This window comes from Achromobacter sp. Root83, from assembly GCF_001428845.1.
Taxonomy (GTDB): domain Bacteria; phylum Pseudomonadota; class Gammaproteobacteria; order Burkholderiales; family Burkholderiaceae_B; genus Achromobacter.
Map to the genome: position 1 here is coordinate 67,726 of NZ_LMIU01000002.1, position 16,617 is coordinate 84,342.

The 16,617-nt window shown below is 67.4% G+C and carries 18 protein-coding genes; 8 read left to right on the top strand and 10 right to left on the bottom strand.

Translation table 11 applies throughout. The annotated features are described in order from the left end of the window. Position 1: 1 nt before the first annotated feature. The 5 genes from ASE30_RS05795 to phoB form a co-directional block, all read right to left on the bottom strand. Positions 2-487: a plastocyanin/azurin family copper-binding protein gene (locus ASE30_RS05795; RefSeq protein WP_057283349.1), complete on the bottom strand. Its 486-nt coding sequence runs from the start codon at positions 485-487 to the stop codon at positions 2-4. Positions 488-558: 71 nt separating this feature from the next. Beyond that, the gene (locus ASE30_RS05800; protein ID WP_057283350.1) at positions 559-1,962 is read right to left on the bottom strand and encodes a heavy metal sensor histidine kinase; all 1,404 of its coding nucleotides are present in this window, start codon (positions 1,960-1,962) and stop codon (positions 559-561) included. Continuing rightward, positions 1,959-2,663 carry a heavy metal response regulator transcription factor gene (locus tag ASE30_RS05805; protein WP_057283351.1) on the bottom strand — a complete coding sequence of 235 codons (705 nt, stop codon included), beginning with the start codon at positions 2,661-2,663 and terminating at the stop codon, positions 1,959-1,961. Before ASE30_RS05805 ends, ASE30_RS05800 begins: the two co-directional genes overlap by 4 nt. A 126-nt stretch (positions 2,664-2,789) precedes the next feature. After that, positions 2,790-4,097 (bottom strand): phosphate regulon sensor histidine kinase PhoR, encoded by a 1,308-nt coding sequence (gene phoR / locus ASE30_RS05810; RefSeq protein ID WP_057283352.1) that lies wholly within the window; start codon positions 4,095-4,097, stop codon positions 2,790-2,792. 12 nt (positions 4,098-4,109) lie between these two features. Then, on the bottom strand, positions 4,110-4,808 hold the full coding sequence (gene phoB, locus ASE30_RS05815) for a phosphate regulon transcriptional regulator PhoB (protein WP_006227196.1): 699 nt from the start codon (positions 4,806-4,808) through the stop codon (positions 4,110-4,112). 161 nt (positions 4,809-4,969) lie between these two features. Between phoB and ubiE the strand changes: the two genes are divergently transcribed. The 8 genes from ubiE to ASE30_RS05855 all read left to right on the top strand — a co-directional run bounded on the left by ubiE (position 4,970) and on the right by ASE30_RS05855 (position 11,579). Next, complete coding sequence (ubiE, locus tag ASE30_RS05820; RefSeq protein WP_057283353.1) at positions 4,970-5,746, top strand: bifunctional demethylmenaquinone methyltransferase/2-methoxy-6-polyprenyl-1,4-benzoquinol methylase UbiE; 777 nt, start codon at positions 4,970-4,972, stop codon at positions 5,744-5,746. A gap of 180 nt (positions 5,747-5,926) precedes the next feature. After that, positions 5,927-6,922 (top strand): Tim44 domain-containing protein, encoded by a 996-nt coding sequence (locus ASE30_RS05825; RefSeq protein WP_057283354.1) that lies wholly within the window; start codon positions 5,927-5,929, stop codon positions 6,920-6,922. Positions 6,923-7,102: 180 nt separating this feature from the next. Continuing rightward, on the top strand, positions 7,103-7,741 hold the full coding sequence (locus ASE30_RS05830) for an SCP2 domain-containing protein (RefSeq protein ID WP_057283355.1): 639 nt from the start codon (positions 7,103-7,105) through the stop codon (positions 7,739-7,741). Positions 7,742-7,744: 3 nt separating this feature from the next. Then, positions 7,745-9,298, top strand: coding sequence for a ubiquinone biosynthesis regulatory protein kinase UbiB (gene ubiB / locus ASE30_RS05835; RefSeq protein WP_057283356.1), 1,554 nt, complete (start codon positions 7,745-7,747; stop codon positions 9,296-9,298). Positions 9,299-9,479: 181 nt separating this feature from the next. Further along, on the top strand, positions 9,480-10,358 hold the full coding sequence (locus ASE30_RS05840; protein WP_057283357.1) for a ferritin-like domain-containing protein: 879 nt from the start codon (positions 9,480-9,482) through the stop codon (positions 10,356-10,358). Positions 10,359-10,377: 19 nt separating this feature from the next. Further along, positions 10,378-10,866 (top strand): D-glycero-beta-D-manno-heptose 1-phosphate adenylyltransferase, encoded by a 489-nt coding sequence (gene rfaE2 / locus ASE30_RS05845; protein ID WP_057283358.1) that lies wholly within the window; start codon positions 10,378-10,380, stop codon positions 10,864-10,866. A 99-nt stretch (positions 10,867-10,965) separates the two neighbouring features. Beyond that, entirely contained in the window at positions 10,966-11,265 is a 300-nt protein-coding gene (locus tag ASE30_RS05850) for a type II toxin-antitoxin system RelE/ParE family toxin (protein ID WP_057283359.1), read from the top strand. 2 nt (positions 11,266-11,267) lie between these two features. Continuing rightward, a complete protein-coding gene (locus tag ASE30_RS05855) occupies positions 11,268-11,579 on the top strand; it encodes an addiction module antidote protein (protein WP_200964392.1) in 312 nt (103 codons plus the stop codon). 38 nt (positions 11,580-11,617) lie between these two features. On the opposite strand, the gene ASE30_RS05860 is transcribed toward ASE30_RS05855, so the two are convergent. The 5 genes from ASE30_RS05860 to ASE30_RS05880 form a co-directional block, all read right to left on the bottom strand. Beyond that, positions 11,618-12,949, bottom strand: a complete 1,332-nt coding sequence (locus tag ASE30_RS05860; RefSeq protein ID WP_057283361.1) for a TolC family outer membrane protein — start codon at positions 12,947-12,949, stop codon at positions 11,618-11,620. Between the two features lie 79 nt (positions 12,950-13,028). Further along, the gene (locus ASE30_RS05865; protein WP_057283433.1) at positions 13,029-13,709 is read right to left on the bottom strand and encodes a protein-L-isoaspartate O-methyltransferase; all 681 of its coding nucleotides are present in this window, start codon (positions 13,707-13,709) and stop codon (positions 13,029-13,031) included. A 170-nt stretch (positions 13,710-13,879) separates the two neighbouring features. Next, on the bottom strand, positions 13,880-14,722 hold the full coding sequence (gene thiD / locus ASE30_RS05870) for a bifunctional hydroxymethylpyrimidine kinase/phosphomethylpyrimidine kinase (protein ID WP_057283362.1): 843 nt from the start codon (positions 14,720-14,722) through the stop codon (positions 13,880-13,882). Further along, on the bottom strand, positions 14,719-15,522 hold the full coding sequence (locus tag ASE30_RS05875) for a thiazole synthase (protein ID WP_057283363.1): 804 nt from the start codon (positions 15,520-15,522) through the stop codon (positions 14,719-14,721). The genes thiD and ASE30_RS05875 overlap by 4 nt, the downstream gene beginning before the upstream one ends. Positions 15,523-15,661: 139 nt before the next feature. Beyond that, positions 15,662-16,567, bottom strand: a complete 906-nt coding sequence (locus ASE30_RS05880) for a cobalamin-binding protein (protein WP_057283364.1) — start codon at positions 16,565-16,567, stop codon at positions 15,662-15,664. Positions 16,568-16,617 lie beyond the last annotated feature (50 nt).

Consider the following 16,617-nt stretch of genomic DNA (forward strand, 5'->3'; position numbering starts at 1 on the left):
GTCAGAGCACCGACACCGAGCCCTTCATGCCGGCGGTGTAGTGGCCGGGCTCCAGGCAGCCGAAGGACACCTTGCCCGCCTTGTCGAAGCGCCACACGATCTGGCCGCTCTTGCCGGCTTCGAGCGATACCGCGTTGGCTTCCTCGTGACGCATGCCGGGGTCCTTCATCATCATGTCGTAATGCGATTTCAGGTCGGCGTCGGTGCCAAGCACCAGCTCATGGCGGATCTTGCCGGAGTTGCGCACGTTCAGGCGCACGGTTTCCCCGGCCTTGACCTCGATGCTCGCGGGAGTAAAGCGCATGGCGTCAGACATGTCGACGTCGATCGTGCGCGTGACGCGGGCGGCGTCTCCCGGTTTGCCGATGGGGGTGGAAGCGGCCGGCATGGCGTGGCCGGCATGATCGCCCGCGGCGTATGCGGCGCCGGCGGACAGCGTAAGGGCCAGGGCGGCGGCTTGGGTGATGCGTAGCAATGTGCTCTTCACGTGAATCCTTTCAGGGAGTGACCGTGAAGACACTTTAGGAAAAGCCGGGTGACCCGATCCTGTCGCGCAGATTACGTTTCTGTAATGTTCGCGGAGTTGGCGGGGGCGTCGGCCCCTCTCAGGGTGATGCCGACCACGGTGCCGCCGGCGGCGTCCGACCTGGCGTCGACATCGCCGCCATGCATGCGCGCAATGGCGCGCACGATCGCCAGTCCCAGCCCGTGGCCTTCGCTGCGCGGCGCGCGGGCCTGGCCGGAGCGGAAGAAGCGATCGAAGATGCGGGGCAGGTCGGCGGGCGGAATGGGCGCACCGGGGTTTCGGACTTCGACCCGGGCCCCGGCGCGGGACGCAGAGCAGGCCAGCACGATCTCGCGGCCCCGGGGGGTGGCCTTGATGGCGTTGGAAATCAGGTTGGCCAGGGCGCGGCGCACCAGGCCCGGATTGGCGGCCACGGTGGCGTCGCCCTCGCAGCGCAGCTGCACACCGTGCTCCTCCAGCGTGGCTTCGTAGTATTCCGCCACGCGCCGGGCTTCGGCGGCCAGCGACACCGGCGCCAGGTCGGCGGCGCGTTCGCCGCGGTCGGCGCGGGCCAGGAAAAGCATGTCGTTGACCAGGGTCTTCAGGTCTTCCAGCTCTTCCAGGTTGGATTCCAGCGCGTCGCGCAGTTCCGCCGCATGGCGCGGCGAGGACAGCATGACCTGCGTGCCGTTGATGAGTGTCGCCAGCGGGGTGCGCAGCTCGTGCGCCACGTCGGCGTTGAAGCCCTCCATCTGCTGATAGGCCGCCTGCAGCCGGTCCAGCGTGCGGTTGAAGGAGCGCACCAGCTCATGCAGTTCGCGGTCGGTGTCTTCGAGCGGCAGGCGCCGCGCCAGGTTATCGGGCTGGATGCGCGCGGCCTGCCCGGAAAGCCGGCGCGCCGGCGCCATGCTGCGCCGCACGGCCCAGGCCGCCAATACCACCGTGGCGCCCACCCATAGCGCGCAGATCAGCAGCAGCGCGGTGCCGTAGGCGTAGAGAAACTGCGAACTGGTGCGGGTGCTGACCGCCACGGTGAGCTGCGCGCCCGGCAGGATGCGGTCGTTCATGGCGACCCGCAGGCCGCGCATGCGGACGCCGTCCTGGGTCTGCAGCACGACCTGATTACCGTCCGCGGTCTCCAGCGTGGCGGGGGCGGGGCCGCCGTAGACGGCCTGGCCGCCCGCGTCCACGATCCAGATGCCGAGCTGGCCCTGCCCGGTCCGCATCTCGTCGAAGGTGGCGGCCAGGTCCTGCAGGCCGCTGGCGCTGTTCTGCATGTCGATCAGGTGGTCGATCAGTTCGAGCTTGCCGCTGACCTCGGTGATCTCCTGGCGCTCCACTTCGCGCTTGAGCGCCCAGAACAGCGTGGCGCCCGCCAGACTGGACACCAGCAGGGCAATGGCGCCCAGCAGCAGCGTCAGCCGCGCCTGCATGGACCGCACGCGGGGCGGCTTCATGCGGGGCGGCCATCCGCGGGGCGGCCATCCGCGGGGCGCGATTCCAGTACATAGCCCATGCCGCGCACGGTGTGCAGCAGCTTGGCGTCGTAAGGATCGTCCAGCTTGCCCCGGAGCCGCCGGACGGCAACGTCGATGACGTTGGTGTCGCTGTCGAAATTCATGTCCCAGACCTGTTCGGCCAGGGTGGTGCGCGACAGCACCTGGCCCTGGCGGCGCAACAGCAGCGCCAGCAGGCTGAATTCCTTGGCGGTCAGGTCCAGCCGCTGGCCGCCGCGCTGGGCCCGGCGGCGCGCCAGGTCCAGTTCCAGGTCGGCCAGCCGCAGCAGCGTGGGCTCCTGGGAACGTCCGCGGCGCAGCAGCGCCTGCACGCGGGCCAGCAGTTCCGAAAACGCGAAGGGCTTGACCAGGTAATCGTCGGCGCCGCCCTCCAGGCCGCGCACCCGGTCCTCGACGGCGTCGCGCGCCGTCAGCATCAGGATCGGGGTGTCTTTTCGCGCGCGCACGGCCGACAGGACCTCGAAGCCGTCCAGGCCGGGCAGCATGACGTCCAGCACGATCAGGTCGTAGGCGCCTTCCAGCGCCAGGTGGCGGCCGTCCACGCCGTCGCGGGCCACGTCCACGACGTGGGTTTGCTCCGACAGTCCCTTCTTGAGGTAGTCGGCCAGTTTGGGTTCGTCTTCGATGACCAGGATGCGCATGGCCAAAAATTTACCATCCGCGCCGCGCGGATGCCGCGTCGCCCGCGGGCAACCGGATCAGGCCGCCTCGCTGGGGATCGGGCAACTCGGCATCGGGCCGCCTCGCGTGGGACAGGCCACTTGGGGTCAGGCGGCTTCGTCGAGGGCGATGCGGTCGGGCGGAAAGCGCAGGGAAAAGACGCTGCCCTTGCCCGGCTCGCTGGTGATGAGCAACTCGGCGTCGTGACGCATGGCGATGTGCTTGGTGATCGCCAGCCCCAGGCCGGTGCCGCCCACCGCGCGCGACCTGCCGCGGTCCACGCGGTAGAAGCGCTCGGTCAGGCGCGGCAGATGGCGGGCGGGAATACCGATGCCCGTGTCCTGGACGCTATAGCGGGCGCCGCCGTTGGGCTCGCGCGCCCAGCGCACGGTGATGGTGCCGCCGTCAGGCGTGTAGCGCACCGCATTGGTCAGCAGATTGGACAGCGCGGAGGTCAGTTCGGTCTCGGCGCCCAGCACGTCCAGTCTTTCGTCGATGTGCCATTCCAGCACATGGCGGCCGCCCGACAGCGCCTCGATCTGCTGGCGCGCCTTTTGCAGCAGCGCGCCCATGTTGATGGCGCGGGGATCGCTGCCCGGCGACGATTCCAGCGTGGACAGGGTCAACAGGTCTTCGACGATGGCCTGCATGCGCTGGGCCTGCTCGTGCATCATGTCGATGTACTGCGAGCGCTGCTCCGGGGGCAGCGCGTCGGTCGGCATGTCGCGCAGCGTTTCCAGGAAGCCCGCCAGCACGGTCAGGGGCGTGCGCAGTTCGTGCGAGACGTTGGCGACGAAGTCGCGGCGCGTGGTTTCCAGGCGTTCGATCTGCGTGACGTCGCGCGTGATGAGCAGGCGCTGATTGCTGGCGTAGGCCGTCAACTGCATCATCATCAGCCGCTCCTGGCCTTGCTGGCCCAGGCGCACCAGGATGGGTTCGGGCCAGGACGGACGGTGGGCGTATTCCACGAACTCCGGCGCGCGCAGCAGGTTCAGCAGGTTGTGGCCGCGGTCCGCGGGCAGGCGCAGACCCAGGTGCTGGCGCGCCATGCGGTTGCACCAGTCGATCTGGAAGTCTTCATTCAGGGTCACCGCGCCGTCCGGCAGCGCCTGGGCGGCCGCCAGCATGCCCTGCATGGTGTCGCGGGTTTCAGTCAGTTCGCGGGCGCGGGCCCGGGTGTAGCGGTACAGCGGGGCGAGGATGTCGTCCCAGGGCCCGACGGAGGCGGGAGGAGAGGTGTCCGGGTGGCTGGCCCAGTGGGAAACCAGCGTCAGCCGCCAACTGCGCCAGAGCAGCATGGCGGCCAGCGCGGCCGAAAACACTATCCAGCCCGCCGGATCTCCAATGAGCCATTGCGCCAGTAATGCAATCACCGCCCACAGGGCGACCAGGAAAAGTGTGCGCAGCCAGATCATCGTGCGGGAGTTTTACCGCGTCGGAAGCTGTGCCGTAAACCGGTAGCCGCTGCCGCGGACCGTTTCCACATGCGCATCGTGGCCGCTGGGTTCCAGCGCCTTGCGCAGGCGGCGGATATGGACGTCGACCGTGCGCTCTTCCACGAACACGTGGTCGCCCCAGACCTGGTCCAGGAGCTGCGAGCGGGAGAACACGCGCTCGGGGTGCGTCATGAAGAAGTGCAGCAGGCGGAATTCGGTGGGGCCGATCTGCAGCGACTGGCTGTTGCCCGACAGCCGGTGCGTGACGGGGTCCAGCTTCAGGCCGCCCACGTCGATCACGTCGTCGGTAAGCTGGGGGGCGCGGCGGCGCAGCACGGCCTTGATGCGCGCCATCAGCTCCTTGGGGGAAAACGGCTTGGTGATGTAGTCGTCGGCGCCGGCTTCCAGGCCGTCCACCTTGTCCTGCTCGGAGCCCTTGGCGGTCAGCATGATGACCGGAACGGCGCGGGTGCGCTCGTCGTTGCGCAGCTTGCGCGCCATGGCCAGGCCGGACGTGCCGGGCAGCATCCAATCCAGCAGGATCAGATCGGGGAGTTCGGCGCGGATCAGCGTCTGGGCCTGGTCGGCGTCGAAGGCGCGCAGCACCTTGTGCCCGGCGAAGGACAGGTTGACGGCGATCAGTTCCTGGATTGCGGGTTCGTCTTCGACGACGAGGATGGTGCTGGACATGTCGAATTTGGCACACTTCGGAGCGCCGGCGCGGCGCGAACATTGCGATAGTATGGCCGCAATATTTCAGGTATGTGACCGCAGCGTGCTATCTGTGGCGCCGAGCGGCCGCGCCCGGTTGCCCGATAGGCTACCATTGAACGATATATCGGGAATTCACCATGCAAAACCCCTCCGAATCGCAACAATCCGCGGACTCCGCCTCGCCATCGACACATTTCGGCTTCCAGTCGGTGCCGGAAGGCGAAAAGGCCCGCAAGGTCGCTGAAGTCTTCCACTCGGTCGCCCAGCGCTACGACGTCATGAACGACTTCATGTCGGCGGGCCTGCACCGCGTATGGAAGGCGTTCACCATCGGCCGCGCCGCCATCCGCCCCGGCATGAAGGTGCTGGACATCGCGGGGGGCACGGGCGATCTGGCCCGTGCCTTCGCCAAGCGCGCCGGCCCCACGGGCGAAGTCTGGCTGACCGACATCAACGATTCCATGCTGCGCGTGGGCCGCGACCGCCTGACCGACGCCGGGCTGCTGGTGCCCGCCGCTGTGTGCGATGCCGAACGCCTGCCGTTCCCGTCGGGTTACTTCGACCGCGTCAGCGTGGCCTTCGGCCTGCGCAACATGACTCACAAGGACCGCGCCCTGGCCGAAATGACCCGGGTGCTCAAGCCGGGCGGCAAGCTGCTGGTGCTGGAATTCTCGCGCGTGGCCAAGCCGCTGTCGCCCGCCTACGACTGGTATTCCTTCAACGTGCTGCCCTGGCTGGGCAAGAAGATCGCCAACGACGAGGCCAGCTACCGCTACCTGGCGGAATCCATCCGCATGCATCCCGACCAGGAAACCCTGGCCGACATGCTGCGCACCGCCGGCCTGGAGCGGGTGCAGTACTTCAACCTGACCGCCGGAATCGCCGCCTTGCACGAAGGCGTGCGACTGGCCTGACGCCGGGGCGGGGTCACGGCATGTTTCGCTGCCCCCCGGGGAACTTGTGGGGCGGCGTCTTGTCCGTTATTCTTACGTCATTCAGATTATTGTAAGAAAAGTCGCGCAGATGGTCCTGCTGTTCGTGGGACCCTCCCGTTGCTCGGGGCAGCGGGGGCGCGAGTACGAGGGAGCAAACCTATGACCAAATTCTGTCTTTCGCGGTTTGTCGCCGCGGCGCTCATTGCCGTTTCCGGCGCGGCGTTGGTGACGGCGTCGTTTGACGCCGAAGCCCGCCGTGCGGGTGGCGGCAGCAGCGTCGGCCGCCAATCCTCCAACGTGACCACGCAACGCCAGGCCACCACGCCTCCGGCCGCCGCCAACAATACGGCTGGCGCCAGCGCCGCTCCGGCAGCCGCCGGCGCGGCCACGGCCGGTGCCGCGGGCGCCGCCGCCAAGAGCGGCGCTTCGCGCTGGCTCGGCCCCATCGCCGGCATCGCCGCCGGTCTGGGTATCGCCGCGCTGCTTTCCAGCATGGGCCTGTCGGGCGCTTTGATGGAATTCCTGTCGTCCGCGCTGCTGATCGGCCTGGTCGTCTTCGCAATCATGTTCATCGTCCGCCGCCTGCGCGGTGCCGGTCCGCGCGCTGCCACGCAGGGCGCGTTCAACGGTGCCAACAACGCTTCGGGCCAGCAGCAACAGCAGCCGATGTGGCGCGAATCGCTGCAGCCGGGCGCCGCAGCGGCTCCGGCCGCCGCGCCCGTGGCTCCCCCGGCCGTGATGCCCAAGGCTGGCGAGGACAACAACTGGTTCGTGCCCGGCGATTTCGATACGCCGAACTTCCTGAAGCAAGCCAAGGAACAGTTCGTCCGCATCCAGGCCGTCTGGGACAGCGGCAGCACCGATGGTCTGCGCGACTTCCTGACCGATGACCTGATCACCGAGCTCAAGCCGCAACTGGCCGAGCGCGGCGCGGCGCCCAACAAGACCGAAGTGGTGCTGTTGAACGCCGAAATGCTGGGCATCGAAACGGTGTCCGACGGCCACCTGGCCAGCGTGCGCTTCTCCGGCATGCTGCGCGAGGCGCCCGGCGCCGAAGCCTTCCGCTTCGAAGAGGTCTGGAACCTGTTCAAGCCGGCCAATGGCGGCTGGTTGCTGGCCGGCATCCAGCAGATTCCGGTGGACCAAGCCAGCTAAGCCTGGCGGACTGGCTTGACCCGTCTCCGTTGGGGGTGCCGTCAGGCATCCGCTTGAACCGGCCCCTCAAGGGCCGGTTTTTCCATGTGCCTCGACAAAACACGCTCCGATCTAACCCGTTACACTCCCGATTTACCCATCAACTTCGGCAACCCGTCCATCCGGGCCGTCGCAACCGTCATGCTGCCTTTTCCGTTCCTGCCCACTCCAACGCGGTTGGCTGTAAGCGCGCTCAACGCCCTGTTGCGGCGTGAGGACTGGGCGCGCGAGCGCCTGGCCCGGCACGCCGGCAAGACGGTGCGCTTCGCGCTGGGCGGCTTCACGCTCGGGCTGTCGATCGACAGCGAGGGGCTGGCGGACCAGGCCGATCCCGCCGTGGTGCCCGACGTGACCCTGACCGTCGCGCCCGAAAAACTGCCGCTGCCTCGCCTGGGCGCGGATCGCCAGACCCCAGACTTCGCCGAAGCCACGCATATCTCCGGCGACGCGGCGCTGGCGCAGGTGGTGGCGGACCTGTCCAAGCAACTGCGCTGGGATCCCGAAGACGCGCTGGCCCGCGTGGTGGGCGACATCGCCGCGCTGCGCCTCCTGGGCGGCGCCCGCGCGGTGGCCGGCAGCGCGCGCACGGCCGGACAGCGCCTGGCGGAGAACGTCTCGGAATACCTGGCTGAAGAGAGCGGTGTGCTGACGGGCCGGCCGGCCCTGGAGCAGTGGCGCCTGGACCTGGCGGAACTGAACGCCCGCGCCGACGCGCTGGCGCGTTCGGCGACGGCCCTGCAAACCCGGCTGGCCACGGCCGCCGCAAAGCGGGGCGCCTGATCCATGTTCCCCCTGTTGCGCCTGCTTCGCATCATCGTCGTCTCTCTGCGCTATGGCCTGGATGAGCTGGTGCTCTCCAGCCTGAATCACCCGCTGGCCACCTGCCTGTTGCGCGTCATCCGCCTGGGCACCCGCCCGCGCGCCCCGCGCGGCCGGCGCCTGCGCCTGGCGCTGGAATCGCTGGGGCCCATCTTCGTCAAGTTCGGACAGGTGCTGTCCACCCGGCGGGACCTGATCCCCGCGGATATCGCCGACGAACTGGCCCTGCTGCAGGACCGCGTGCCCCCCTTTCCGTCCGCGCAGGCCGCCGCCTGCATCGAGGCCGCGCTGGGCGCTCCCCCCGAAAAACTGTTTGCGCAGTTCGACGTGGACCCCATCGCCTCGGCCTCGATCGCCCAGGTCCACTTCGCGGTGCTGCACGATGGCCGCGAGGTCGCCGTGAAGGTGCTGCGGCCGGGCATGCTGAGCATCATCGAGAAAGACCTGTCGCTCTTGAAGATCGTGGCGCGCATCATCGAGCGCCTGGGCGCGGATGGCCGCCGCCTGAAGCCGCGTGAGGTCGTGGCCGAGTTCGACAAATACCTGCACGACGAGCTGGACCTGGTGCGCGAGGCCTCGAATTGCAGCCAGTTGCGCCGCAACTTCGGCCCCGAATCCGGCCGCGGCGACATGCTGATCGTGCCCGAGGTGATCTGGGAATACACGGCCTCCACCGTGTTCACCATGCAGCGCATGTACGGCATGCCGGTGGGCCAGGTCCAGCGCATGCGCGAGGCCGGCATCGATATCCCGACGCTGGCGCGCACCGGCGTCGAGATCTTCTTCACTCAGGTGTTCACCGACGGCTTCTTCCACGCCGACATGCACCCGGGCAACATCTACGTGTCCGATCGGCCCGGCACGCTGGGCAGCTATATCGCGCTGGACTTCGGCATCGTGGGTTCGCTGTCCGAGTTCGACAAGAATTACCTGGCGCAGAATTTCCTGGCCTTTTTCCACCGCGATTACCGCCGCGTGGCGCAACTGCACATCGAATCGGGCTGGGTGCCCCGCGACACGCGCGAGGAAGAGCTGGAGGGCGCCGTGCGCGCCGTCTGCGAACCGTACTTCGACCGGCCGTTGTCCGAGATCTCGCTGGGGCAGGTGCTGCTTCGGCTGTTCCAGACCTCGCGCCGCTTCAATGTGGAGATCCAGCCGCAGTTGGTGCTGCTGCAGAAGACGCTGCTCAACGTCGAGGGATTGGGCCGCCAGCTCGATCCCAACCTGGATCTCTGGAAAACCGCCAAGCCCTATCTGGAACGCTGGATGCGTCAGCGTGTCGGATTCAAGGGGCTGCGCCAAAGCCTGGAAAAGGAGGCTGCGCAGTGGTCGCAAATGCTGCCGGCCCTGCCCAGGCTGGTTCACGACCACCTGAACCGCCCCAATGTCTCGCCCGCGTTGCTGGCCGAGATGATTCAGTTGCGGCGGGCGCAGGAGCAGAACAACCGGCTGGTTGCAGCGCTGGTTGGGGTGCTGGCGCTGGCGATCGGGGTTGCGATATGGGCCCTGACCCGATAGGCGGCGCGATGATCTAGATGATTCTTGTCATGTTTCATTCATGAAACGGTCATCATAGCTTCGCGGGAGACGGCGAAAAATAGCGCTGCGGTGGATGAATGCAGCGACCATGCCGATAAGACGCGCGCGCCATCCGTTAATTTTCACAGCCCCACAAGCGGGACGAATACAAGGGCAGAACATGCTTTATCCTGAACTCTTCAAGACCATGGAAGCCGTACGCTGGAACATGGCTCATGACATCCCCTGGGATGATTTTGACCGCAGCAAGCTCTCGGACGAGCAGGCGCACACGATCAAAATGAACGCCATCACCGAGTGGGCGGCATTGCCGGCCACCGAAATGTTCCTGCGCGACAATCGCGGCGACAGCGATTTCTGCGCGTTCATGTCGGTGTGGTTCTTTGAAGAACAGAAGCATTCGCTGGTGCTGATCGAATATCTGCGCCGCTTCCGCCCGGATCTGGTGCCCACCGAAGAAGAACTGCACAACGTGCGCTTCGAATTCGACGCGGCCCCCGAACTGGAAACGCTGATGCTGCATTTCTGCGGCGAAATCCGCTTGAACCACTGGTACCGCCGCGCCGCCGAATGGCACACGGAACCGGTCATCAAGGCCATCTACAAGACGGTCGCGCAGGACGAGGCCCGCCACGCGGGCGCGTACCTGCAGTACATGCGCCGCGCGCTCCATGACCGCGGCCAGGACACCAGCGAGCAGGCGCGCCTGGCGTTCTCGAAGATCGGCGTGCTGATGGCGTCCGCCGGGCGCACCCAGCAGGCCCTGCACCCGACCAATCTGCATGTGAACAAAGATCTGTTCCCCAACGACACGGTGCAATCGCGCCTGCCGGAGCCGGGTTGGCTGGAACACTGGCTGGACACGCAGATCCGCTTTGACGGCGTCTGGGAACAGAAGGTCGCCAGCCGCATCCTGCACATCCTGTCCAAGCTGATGGACCGCAGCTTTGAATCGGTGAAGGACCTGAACCGCTACCGCAAGGAAATGACGGCGCTGCTGGTGCCCAAGGAAAAGCAGATCATCCTGGGCGGGGCCTGACAGCCAATATAATCGCCGCATGTCCACCGCCCGTTTCGAATCCAAGGTCCTGACCCGCGACGAATGCGTCGCCGCCGTTGCCGCTGGCCGCTATCCGCGGCCGCTGGTGTTCACCAATGGCGTGTTCGACATCCTGCACCGGGGCCATGCCACGTATCTGGATCAGGCCGCCCAACTGGGCGCCACCCTGGTGGTGGCGGTGAACACCGACGAATCGGTGCGGCGCCTGGGCAAGGGCGCGGAACGCCCGCTGAACCGCATGGAAGACCGCGCCGCGCTGCTGGCCGCGCTGGGCTTCGTGACGGTCGTCACGTCTTTCCACGAAGACACGCCCGAAGCGCTGATCGCCGAACTCAAGCCCGACCTGATCGTCAAGGGCGGCGACTACGACATGGAAAAGCTGCCCGAGACCGCGCTGGTGAAAACCTGGGGCGGCCGCGCGGTGGCGATTCCGTTCGAGTTCGAGCGGTCGACCACGGCGTTGGTGAAGAAGATCCAAGGCGCCTGATCTCGGCCGGATTTAAGAGGCTGGCGGGAGCGTGCTACGCCCGCGGTCATTGCGAGCCCGCCGGATTGACATGATGTAATCACTCGATTACAGTTTTTCATGATCTACGTGTTGAAGCAACTCGATGAGTTCTCCGACTGGCTGAAAGGCCTGAAGGATGGGCTCACGCGACAGCGCCTCATTAAGCGGCTGCGCAAGGTCCAGCTCGGCAACTTGGGCGATGTCGAGCCCGTGGGTGAAGGCGTGTTCGAGATGCGCGAACATTTTGGGCCAGGCTGGCGCCTGTACTACGTTCAGCGTGGCGAGTTGGTGATCGTGATGCTTGGCGGCGGTGACAAGTCCACTCAACAGGCCGACATTCGGCGAGCCATTGCGCTGGCGAAATCCCTGGAGGATTGACCATGACCAAGAAAATTAAGGTTTCCCAGCTCGGTGAGTTCGATGCTGCCGAATATCTGAACAGTGAAGAGGATGTGGCGGCATACCTGACAACCGTCCTTGAAGAGAACGACCCGGCGCTGCTCGCCGCGGCCATCGGTGACATTGCCCGTGCCCGTGGAATGTCGCAAGTCGCCAAGGATTCAGGCATCGCTCGGGAAGCGCTATATAAAGCGCTTCGGCCCGGCAGCGAGCCGCGTTTTGAGACCATCACCCGCGTGTGTGCCGCGTTGGGTGTGCGGCTGGTAGCGAAACCGATACATCTACCGCACTGACGGAATCTTCGGCGGTGATTGTCCGCCAGCCGGAAGGCTCAGCGCGGGTCCCGCAGCAGGCGGTTGATTGCTTCCAGATCGGTTTCGGCCAGGATGCCGCCGGTGGCTTTCAGGCGCAGGCCCGACAGCACCGTGCTGTAGCGCGCCAGGGCCAGGTCGCGCTGGGTGGCGTAGAGCTGCTGCTGGGCATTGAGCACGTCCAGGTTGATGCGCACACCCACCTCGTAGCCCGTGCGGTTGGCCTCCACGGCGGCGCGGCTGGATTTCTCGCCGGCTTCCAGCGCCTGGATGCGGGCCAGGCCGTTGGTGACGCCGGTGTAGTACTGGCGGGACGCCTGAACCGCCTGGCGGCGCGCCGTTTCGAAGTCGTACCGCGCCTTTTGTTCCAGCTGGACCTTTTCCGTGACTTGCGAGGACACGCCGCCGCCGGCATACAGCGGGATCGACAGCACCACGCCGATCGTGTTGTCGATCGGCTTTCCGGGGGCCGCGTTGCGCATGACGGCGTCGCTGGCGCTGCCACTGGTGGCGCGCAGGTTCAGCGTGGGGTAGTGGCCGCTCTTGGCGATCTGGATCTCGCGGCCGGCGATGCGGGTAAGCAACTGCGCGCGCAGCACTTCCAGGCTGGATGATTCCGCCTGGTTGCTCCAGTCCGCGACGCGGGCGGGTTGCGGCGCGGGCAATTGCACGCCGTAGGGCAGTTCGGCCAGGGCGCCGGGCTGCGTGCCGATGATCTTGGCCAGCTCGTCGCGGCGGACTTCCAGGTCGTTCTGCAGGCGCAGTTCCTGGGCCACCACCAGGTCGTAGCGCGCCTGCGCTTCATACGTATCCGTGATGGTGGAATTGCCCAGCTCGAAGTTGCGCCTGGCCGATTCGAGCTGCCCGGCCACGGCGGCCTTCTCGGCCTCGGTGGCGGTCAGCGTGTCCTGGGCGTACAGCACGTTGAAGTAGGCGTCCGCCACGCGCAGGAGCAGATCCTGGAAGGCTTGCTGGAGCTGCACTTCAACGTCGGCGACGATAAGCTTGGACTGCTCGAAATTCTGCCAGCGGCCCCAGTCGAACAAGGGCTGAGTCAGCGCCAGATCCCAGACGCCGCGCCCGCCGCTGTAGGCGTAGCTCAGGCCGCGGGTGCTGCGGGTTTCCTGGTAGGCGCCGCCGGCCTCGGCGGAAATCAGCGGCAGCAGCAGCGCGCGGGCCTGGGGCTCTTTTTCCAGGCCGGCCCGGTAGTTGGCGCGGGCGGCGGCATAGGTCGGATCGTTGCCCAGCGCGGCCTGCCAGACCTGGATGAGGTTCTGCGCGGAGGCGTTCATGGGCCCGGCGCTTGCGGCGCAGGTAAAAACCAGTAAAGCCGTAAGCGATCGGACGCGCATGATTTTCAACGATACGCCAGGCCGCCGGGCGGGGCGCCGGCCGTCGACGGGCCGGGCGAGGGGCGGCAGGGCCGGGGGTTTAGAACTTGAACTGGGATACCGTGACACCGCGCAACGGCTTGATGACCGTTTCGAACAGGTTCACGGTTTCGAAGCTGGCGGCGGTGGTGCGGGTGATGCGACAGGCCGTCATGACGGGCGTCTGGCCCACGATAACGACCAGGCGGCCGCCCACGCGCAACTGGTACTTCAGCGCGTCGGGCACGACCGGCACGGAACCCGTGACGAGGATGGCGTCGTATTCGGTGGAGCCCCAGCCGTTGCGGGCGTCGCCGGTTTCAACCTTGACGTTGGTGACGTTGTTCATCTGCAGGTTCTGCTGCGCGAACGTCACCAGGCGGCTGTCGATCTCGACCGACGTGACCTGTTGCGCCAGGTAGCCCAGCAGCGCGGCCTGGTAGCCGGAGCCGGTGCCGATTTCCAGCACGCAGTCGGACTTGGTCAGCAGCAGTTCCTGCGCAAGGCGGGCTTCCACCTTCGGGGCGAGCATGGTCTGACGCGTATTGACCGCGTTGATCTCGAGCGGCAATTCCAGGTCGGAAAACGCCAGGGCGCGCAGGGCGGGCGGAACGAATTGTTCGCGGCGCACATCGAACAGCGCTTGCAGCACGTTGGCGTCCAGGACGTCCCACGGGCGGATCTGCTGTTCCACCATATTGAAGCGGGCTTGTTCTACGTCGGGCAGGGTCGAGGCGTTCATGACGGTCAGAAAAAACAGAGGAATCAACAGCCCATTGTACCGATTCGTAGCGTCCTGTGACGGGGTGGCCGGCCGGCAGTTGTTTCAGCCGGGGCGCCATGCCCCGGAAATGCAGACGGCGCCCCGCGGGACGCCGTCTTGCGTAGGGTGGCAGAGCGGCCGCCTCGCGCCTACCACCAGCCGTGGAAGTGATGGACCGGCCCATGGCCCGATCCCACCGACAGGCGCTCGGCATGGCGGATGGCCTCGGTCAGGTAGGCCTTGGCGCGCTTGGCGGCTTCCGGCACGTCCCCGATTTGCGGCAGCAACGCGGCCAGCGCGGCGGACAGCGTGCAGCCGGTGCCGTGGGTGTTGACCGTTACGATGCGGTGGCCGGGCAGTTCGATCATCCGGTCGCCGTCGTGCAGCAGGTCGATGGTCTCGTTGCCGGGCAGATGGCCGCCCTTGACCAGCACCCAGCGCTCGCCCGAATGCGCCAGCTTGTTGCGCAGGCGTTCGGCCACGCGCCGCATTTCCTTGACGGTTTCGACCGGCCGCTCTTCCAGCAGCACGCCGGCCTCCGGCAGGTTGGGCGTGAGCAGGGTGGCCTGGGGCAGCATGGCTTCGCGCATGGCGCCCACGGCGTCGTTTTCCAGCAGCAGGTCGCCGCTTTTGGCGACCATGACGGGATCCAGCACCACATGGGCCGGCGTCCACTTGGCCAGTTTTTCGGCCACCACCTCGATGACCGGGCGCTGGCCCAGCATGCCGATCTTGACGGCGTCGATGCGCACGTCGGTGAACAGCGTATCGATCTGCAGGCCGACGAAGGCGGGCGGGACGGGCGAGATGCCGGTCACGCCTTTCGTGTTCTGGGCCGTCAGGGCGGCGATGATGGCGCAGCCATAGGCGCCCAGCGCGCTCATGGCCTTGATGTCGGCCAGGATGCCGGCGCCGCCGGAAGGATCGACGCCCGCGATCGTCAGCGCGTTGGGAATGGGGCGGCCGGCGGCGGCCTGCTGGCGCGAGCTCATTTGGCCGGGCCGGCGGTGATCAGCCCTTCAGTGGGCGAACTGGGCGCGCCGCTGTACAGCTTCTTGGGCATGCGGCCGGCAAGAAAGGCCTCGCGGCCGGCTTCCACGCCCTTTTTCATGGCGCTGGCCATCAGGATGGGGGCGCGCGCGGCGGCGATGGCGGTGTTCATCAGCACGGCGTCGCAGCCCAGTTCCATGGCGATGGCGGCGTCCGACGCGGTGCCCACGCCGGCGTCCACCACGACCGGCACGCGGGCCTGATCGATGATCAGGCGCAGGTTCCAGGGGTTCAGGATGCCCATGCCCGAGCCGATCAGGGACGCGAGCGGCATGACGGCCACGGCGCCCATGTCTTCCAGCATGCGGGCCTGGATCGGGTCGTCGGTGCAATAGACCATGACCTTGAAACCGTCGTCCACCAGGGTCTTGGTGGCCTTCAAAGTTTCCGGCATGTTGGGGAACAGGGTGTGCGGATCGCCCAGCACTTCCAGCTTCACCAGGTCGTGGCCGTCGAGCAGCTCGCGCGCCAGGCGCAGGGTGCGCACCGCGTCGTCGGCGCTGTAGCAGCCGGCGGTGTTCGGCAGCAGCGTGAACCTGGACGGCGGGACGTAGTCCAGCAGGTTGGGCTCGCCGGCGTTCTGGCCGATATTGGTGCGGCGGATGGCGACGGTGACGATTTCCGTGCCGCTGGCATCCAGCGCCGCGCGGGTCTGTTCGAAGTCCTTGTACTTGCCGGTGCCGACGAGCAGGCGCGACGAATAGGCGCGGCCGGCAATGGTGAGAGTGTCTTGTGTGGTCATGGCGGTGCTTCAAAGGGCGGGTGCGCACGATGCGGGGCCCGCGGGACTGGACGAATGATAAAGCACGACGCCGGGCGGCAGGGCGGGCCGGGCCAGGCGCGCGTTCCACTATTTGAGGAAGGCGCAGGGCGCGGGCGTGTCAGCGCAGCCGGTCCAGATCGGCGCAGATGGCCTCGGCCGCGTCGATCAGCCGCGGCCCGGGCCGGTACAGGGCGTCGGCGTCGACCCCGTACACGTGGCCCTGGCGGGCGGCGGGCAGCCCCATCGCCTGCCAGGCGGCCAGGTTTCTCTGCGTGTCTTCCGGGCGGGAAACGCCGGCCAGCACCGCCTCGGGACGGGCCGCCAGCACGCCTTCCAGGGTGACCTGCGGCGCGACGATGGCCGCCTGGCCGAAGACGTTGACGCCGCCGCAGATGCGCAGCGCGTCGCTGACGATGCTGGCGTCGTTCAGGGTGTAGATGGGGTCCAGGCCGGCCTGCACGAAGACGCGCACCGGCCGGCGGCTGGCATAGCGCGCCTGCAGGGCGTCCAGCCGGGCGCGCATGTCCCGCGCAGCGGCGCGCGCCTGAGGCTCGGTGCCGAACAAGGCGCCCATGCGTTCCACGGCGCCGGGAATGGCGGCAAGCGTCAGCGGATCGCTGTAGAACACGGGGATGCCCAGCTTGTCCATTACGCGGGCGAGCGGTTCGGCGGCGGAGGGCTGCCAGGCGATCAGCAGGTCGGGACGGGCGGCGGCCACGCGTTCGGCGTCGGGCTGCGTGCCGTCGCCGATGACGGGCAGCGCGAGCGCGGCGGGCGGGTAATCGCTGCCACGGACCGTGCCGATGAGATAGGCGCCCGCGCCCGCGGCGTAAACGAGTTCGGCGGCATGGGGGGCCAGGGTGACCGCGCGCCGGGCGGGCGTGGCCAGGACCACGCTGCGGCCCCGGTCGTCCTGGATCCGGATGGCCGGTGCCGGGGTGTCCGGCGCGCCGCGGGCAAGTGCCGGACCCAGCGCCAGGATCAGCGCCAGGCCGGCGGTTGTCAGGGCGCGGTCGGGTGTCATGCGGGGTCTCGATATGGTCGGCGCGAAACGCCGACTATATCGGAAGGCCG

Bases quoted from the DNA above. Each gene is read 5' to 3' on its own strand.
- ASE30_RS05800 (WP_057283350.1), bottom strand. From the start codon at position 1,962: ATGAAGCCGCCCCGCGTGCGGTCCATGCAGGCGCGGCTGACGCTGCTG.
- ASE30_RS05805 (WP_057283351.1), bottom strand. From the start codon at position 2,663: ATGCGCATCCTGGTCATCGAAGACGAACCCAAACTGGCCGACTACCTC.
- phoR (WP_057283352.1), bottom strand. From the start codon at position 4,097: ATGATCTGGCTGCGCACACTTTTCCTGGTCGCCCTGTGGGCGGTGATT.
- phoB (WP_006227196.1), bottom strand. From the start codon at position 4,808: ATGTCCAGCACCATCCTCGTCGTCGAAGACGAACCCGCAATCCAGGAA.
- ubiE (WP_057283353.1), top strand. From the start codon at position 4,970: ATGCAAAACCCCTCCGAATCGCAACAATCCGCGGACTCCGCCTCGCCA.
- ASE30_RS05825 (WP_057283354.1), top strand. From the start codon at position 5,927: ATGACCAAATTCTGTCTTTCGCGGTTTGTCGCCGCGGCGCTCATTGCC.
- ASE30_RS05830 (WP_057283355.1), top strand. From the start codon at position 7,103: ATGCTGCCTTTTCCGTTCCTGCCCACTCCAACGCGGTTGGCTGTAAGC.
- ubiB (WP_057283356.1), top strand. From the start codon at position 7,745: ATGTTCCCCCTGTTGCGCCTGCTTCGCATCATCGTCGTCTCTCTGCGC.
- ASE30_RS05840 (WP_057283357.1), top strand. From the start codon at position 9,480: ATGCTTTATCCTGAACTCTTCAAGACCATGGAAGCCGTACGCTGGAAC.
- rfaE2 (WP_057283358.1), top strand. From the start codon at position 10,378: ATGTCCACCGCCCGTTTCGAATCCAAGGTCCTGACCCGCGACGAATGC.
- ASE30_RS05850 (WP_057283359.1), top strand. From the start codon at position 10,966: ATGATCTACGTGTTGAAGCAACTCGATGAGTTCTCCGACTGGCTGAAA.
- ASE30_RS05855 (WP_200964392.1), top strand. From the start codon at position 11,268: ATGACCAAGAAAATTAAGGTTTCCCAGCTCGGTGAGTTCGATGCTGCC.
- ASE30_RS05860 (WP_057283361.1), bottom strand. From the start codon at position 12,949: ATGCGCGTCCGATCGCTTACGGCTTTACTGGTTTTTACCTGCGCCGCA.
- ASE30_RS05865 (WP_057283433.1), bottom strand. From the start codon at position 13,709: ATGAACGCCTCGACCCTGCCCGACGTAGAACAAGCCCGCTTCAATATG.
- thiD (WP_057283362.1), bottom strand. From the start codon at position 14,722: ATGAGCTCGCGCCAGCAGGCCGCCGCCGGCCGCCCCATTCCCAACGCG.
- ASE30_RS05875 (WP_057283363.1), bottom strand. From the start codon at position 15,522: ATGACCACACAAGACACTCTCACCATTGCCGGCCGCGCCTATTCGTCG.
- ASE30_RS05880 (WP_057283364.1), bottom strand. From the start codon at position 16,567: ATGACACCCGACCGCGCCCTGACAACCGCCGGCCTGGCGCTGATCCTG.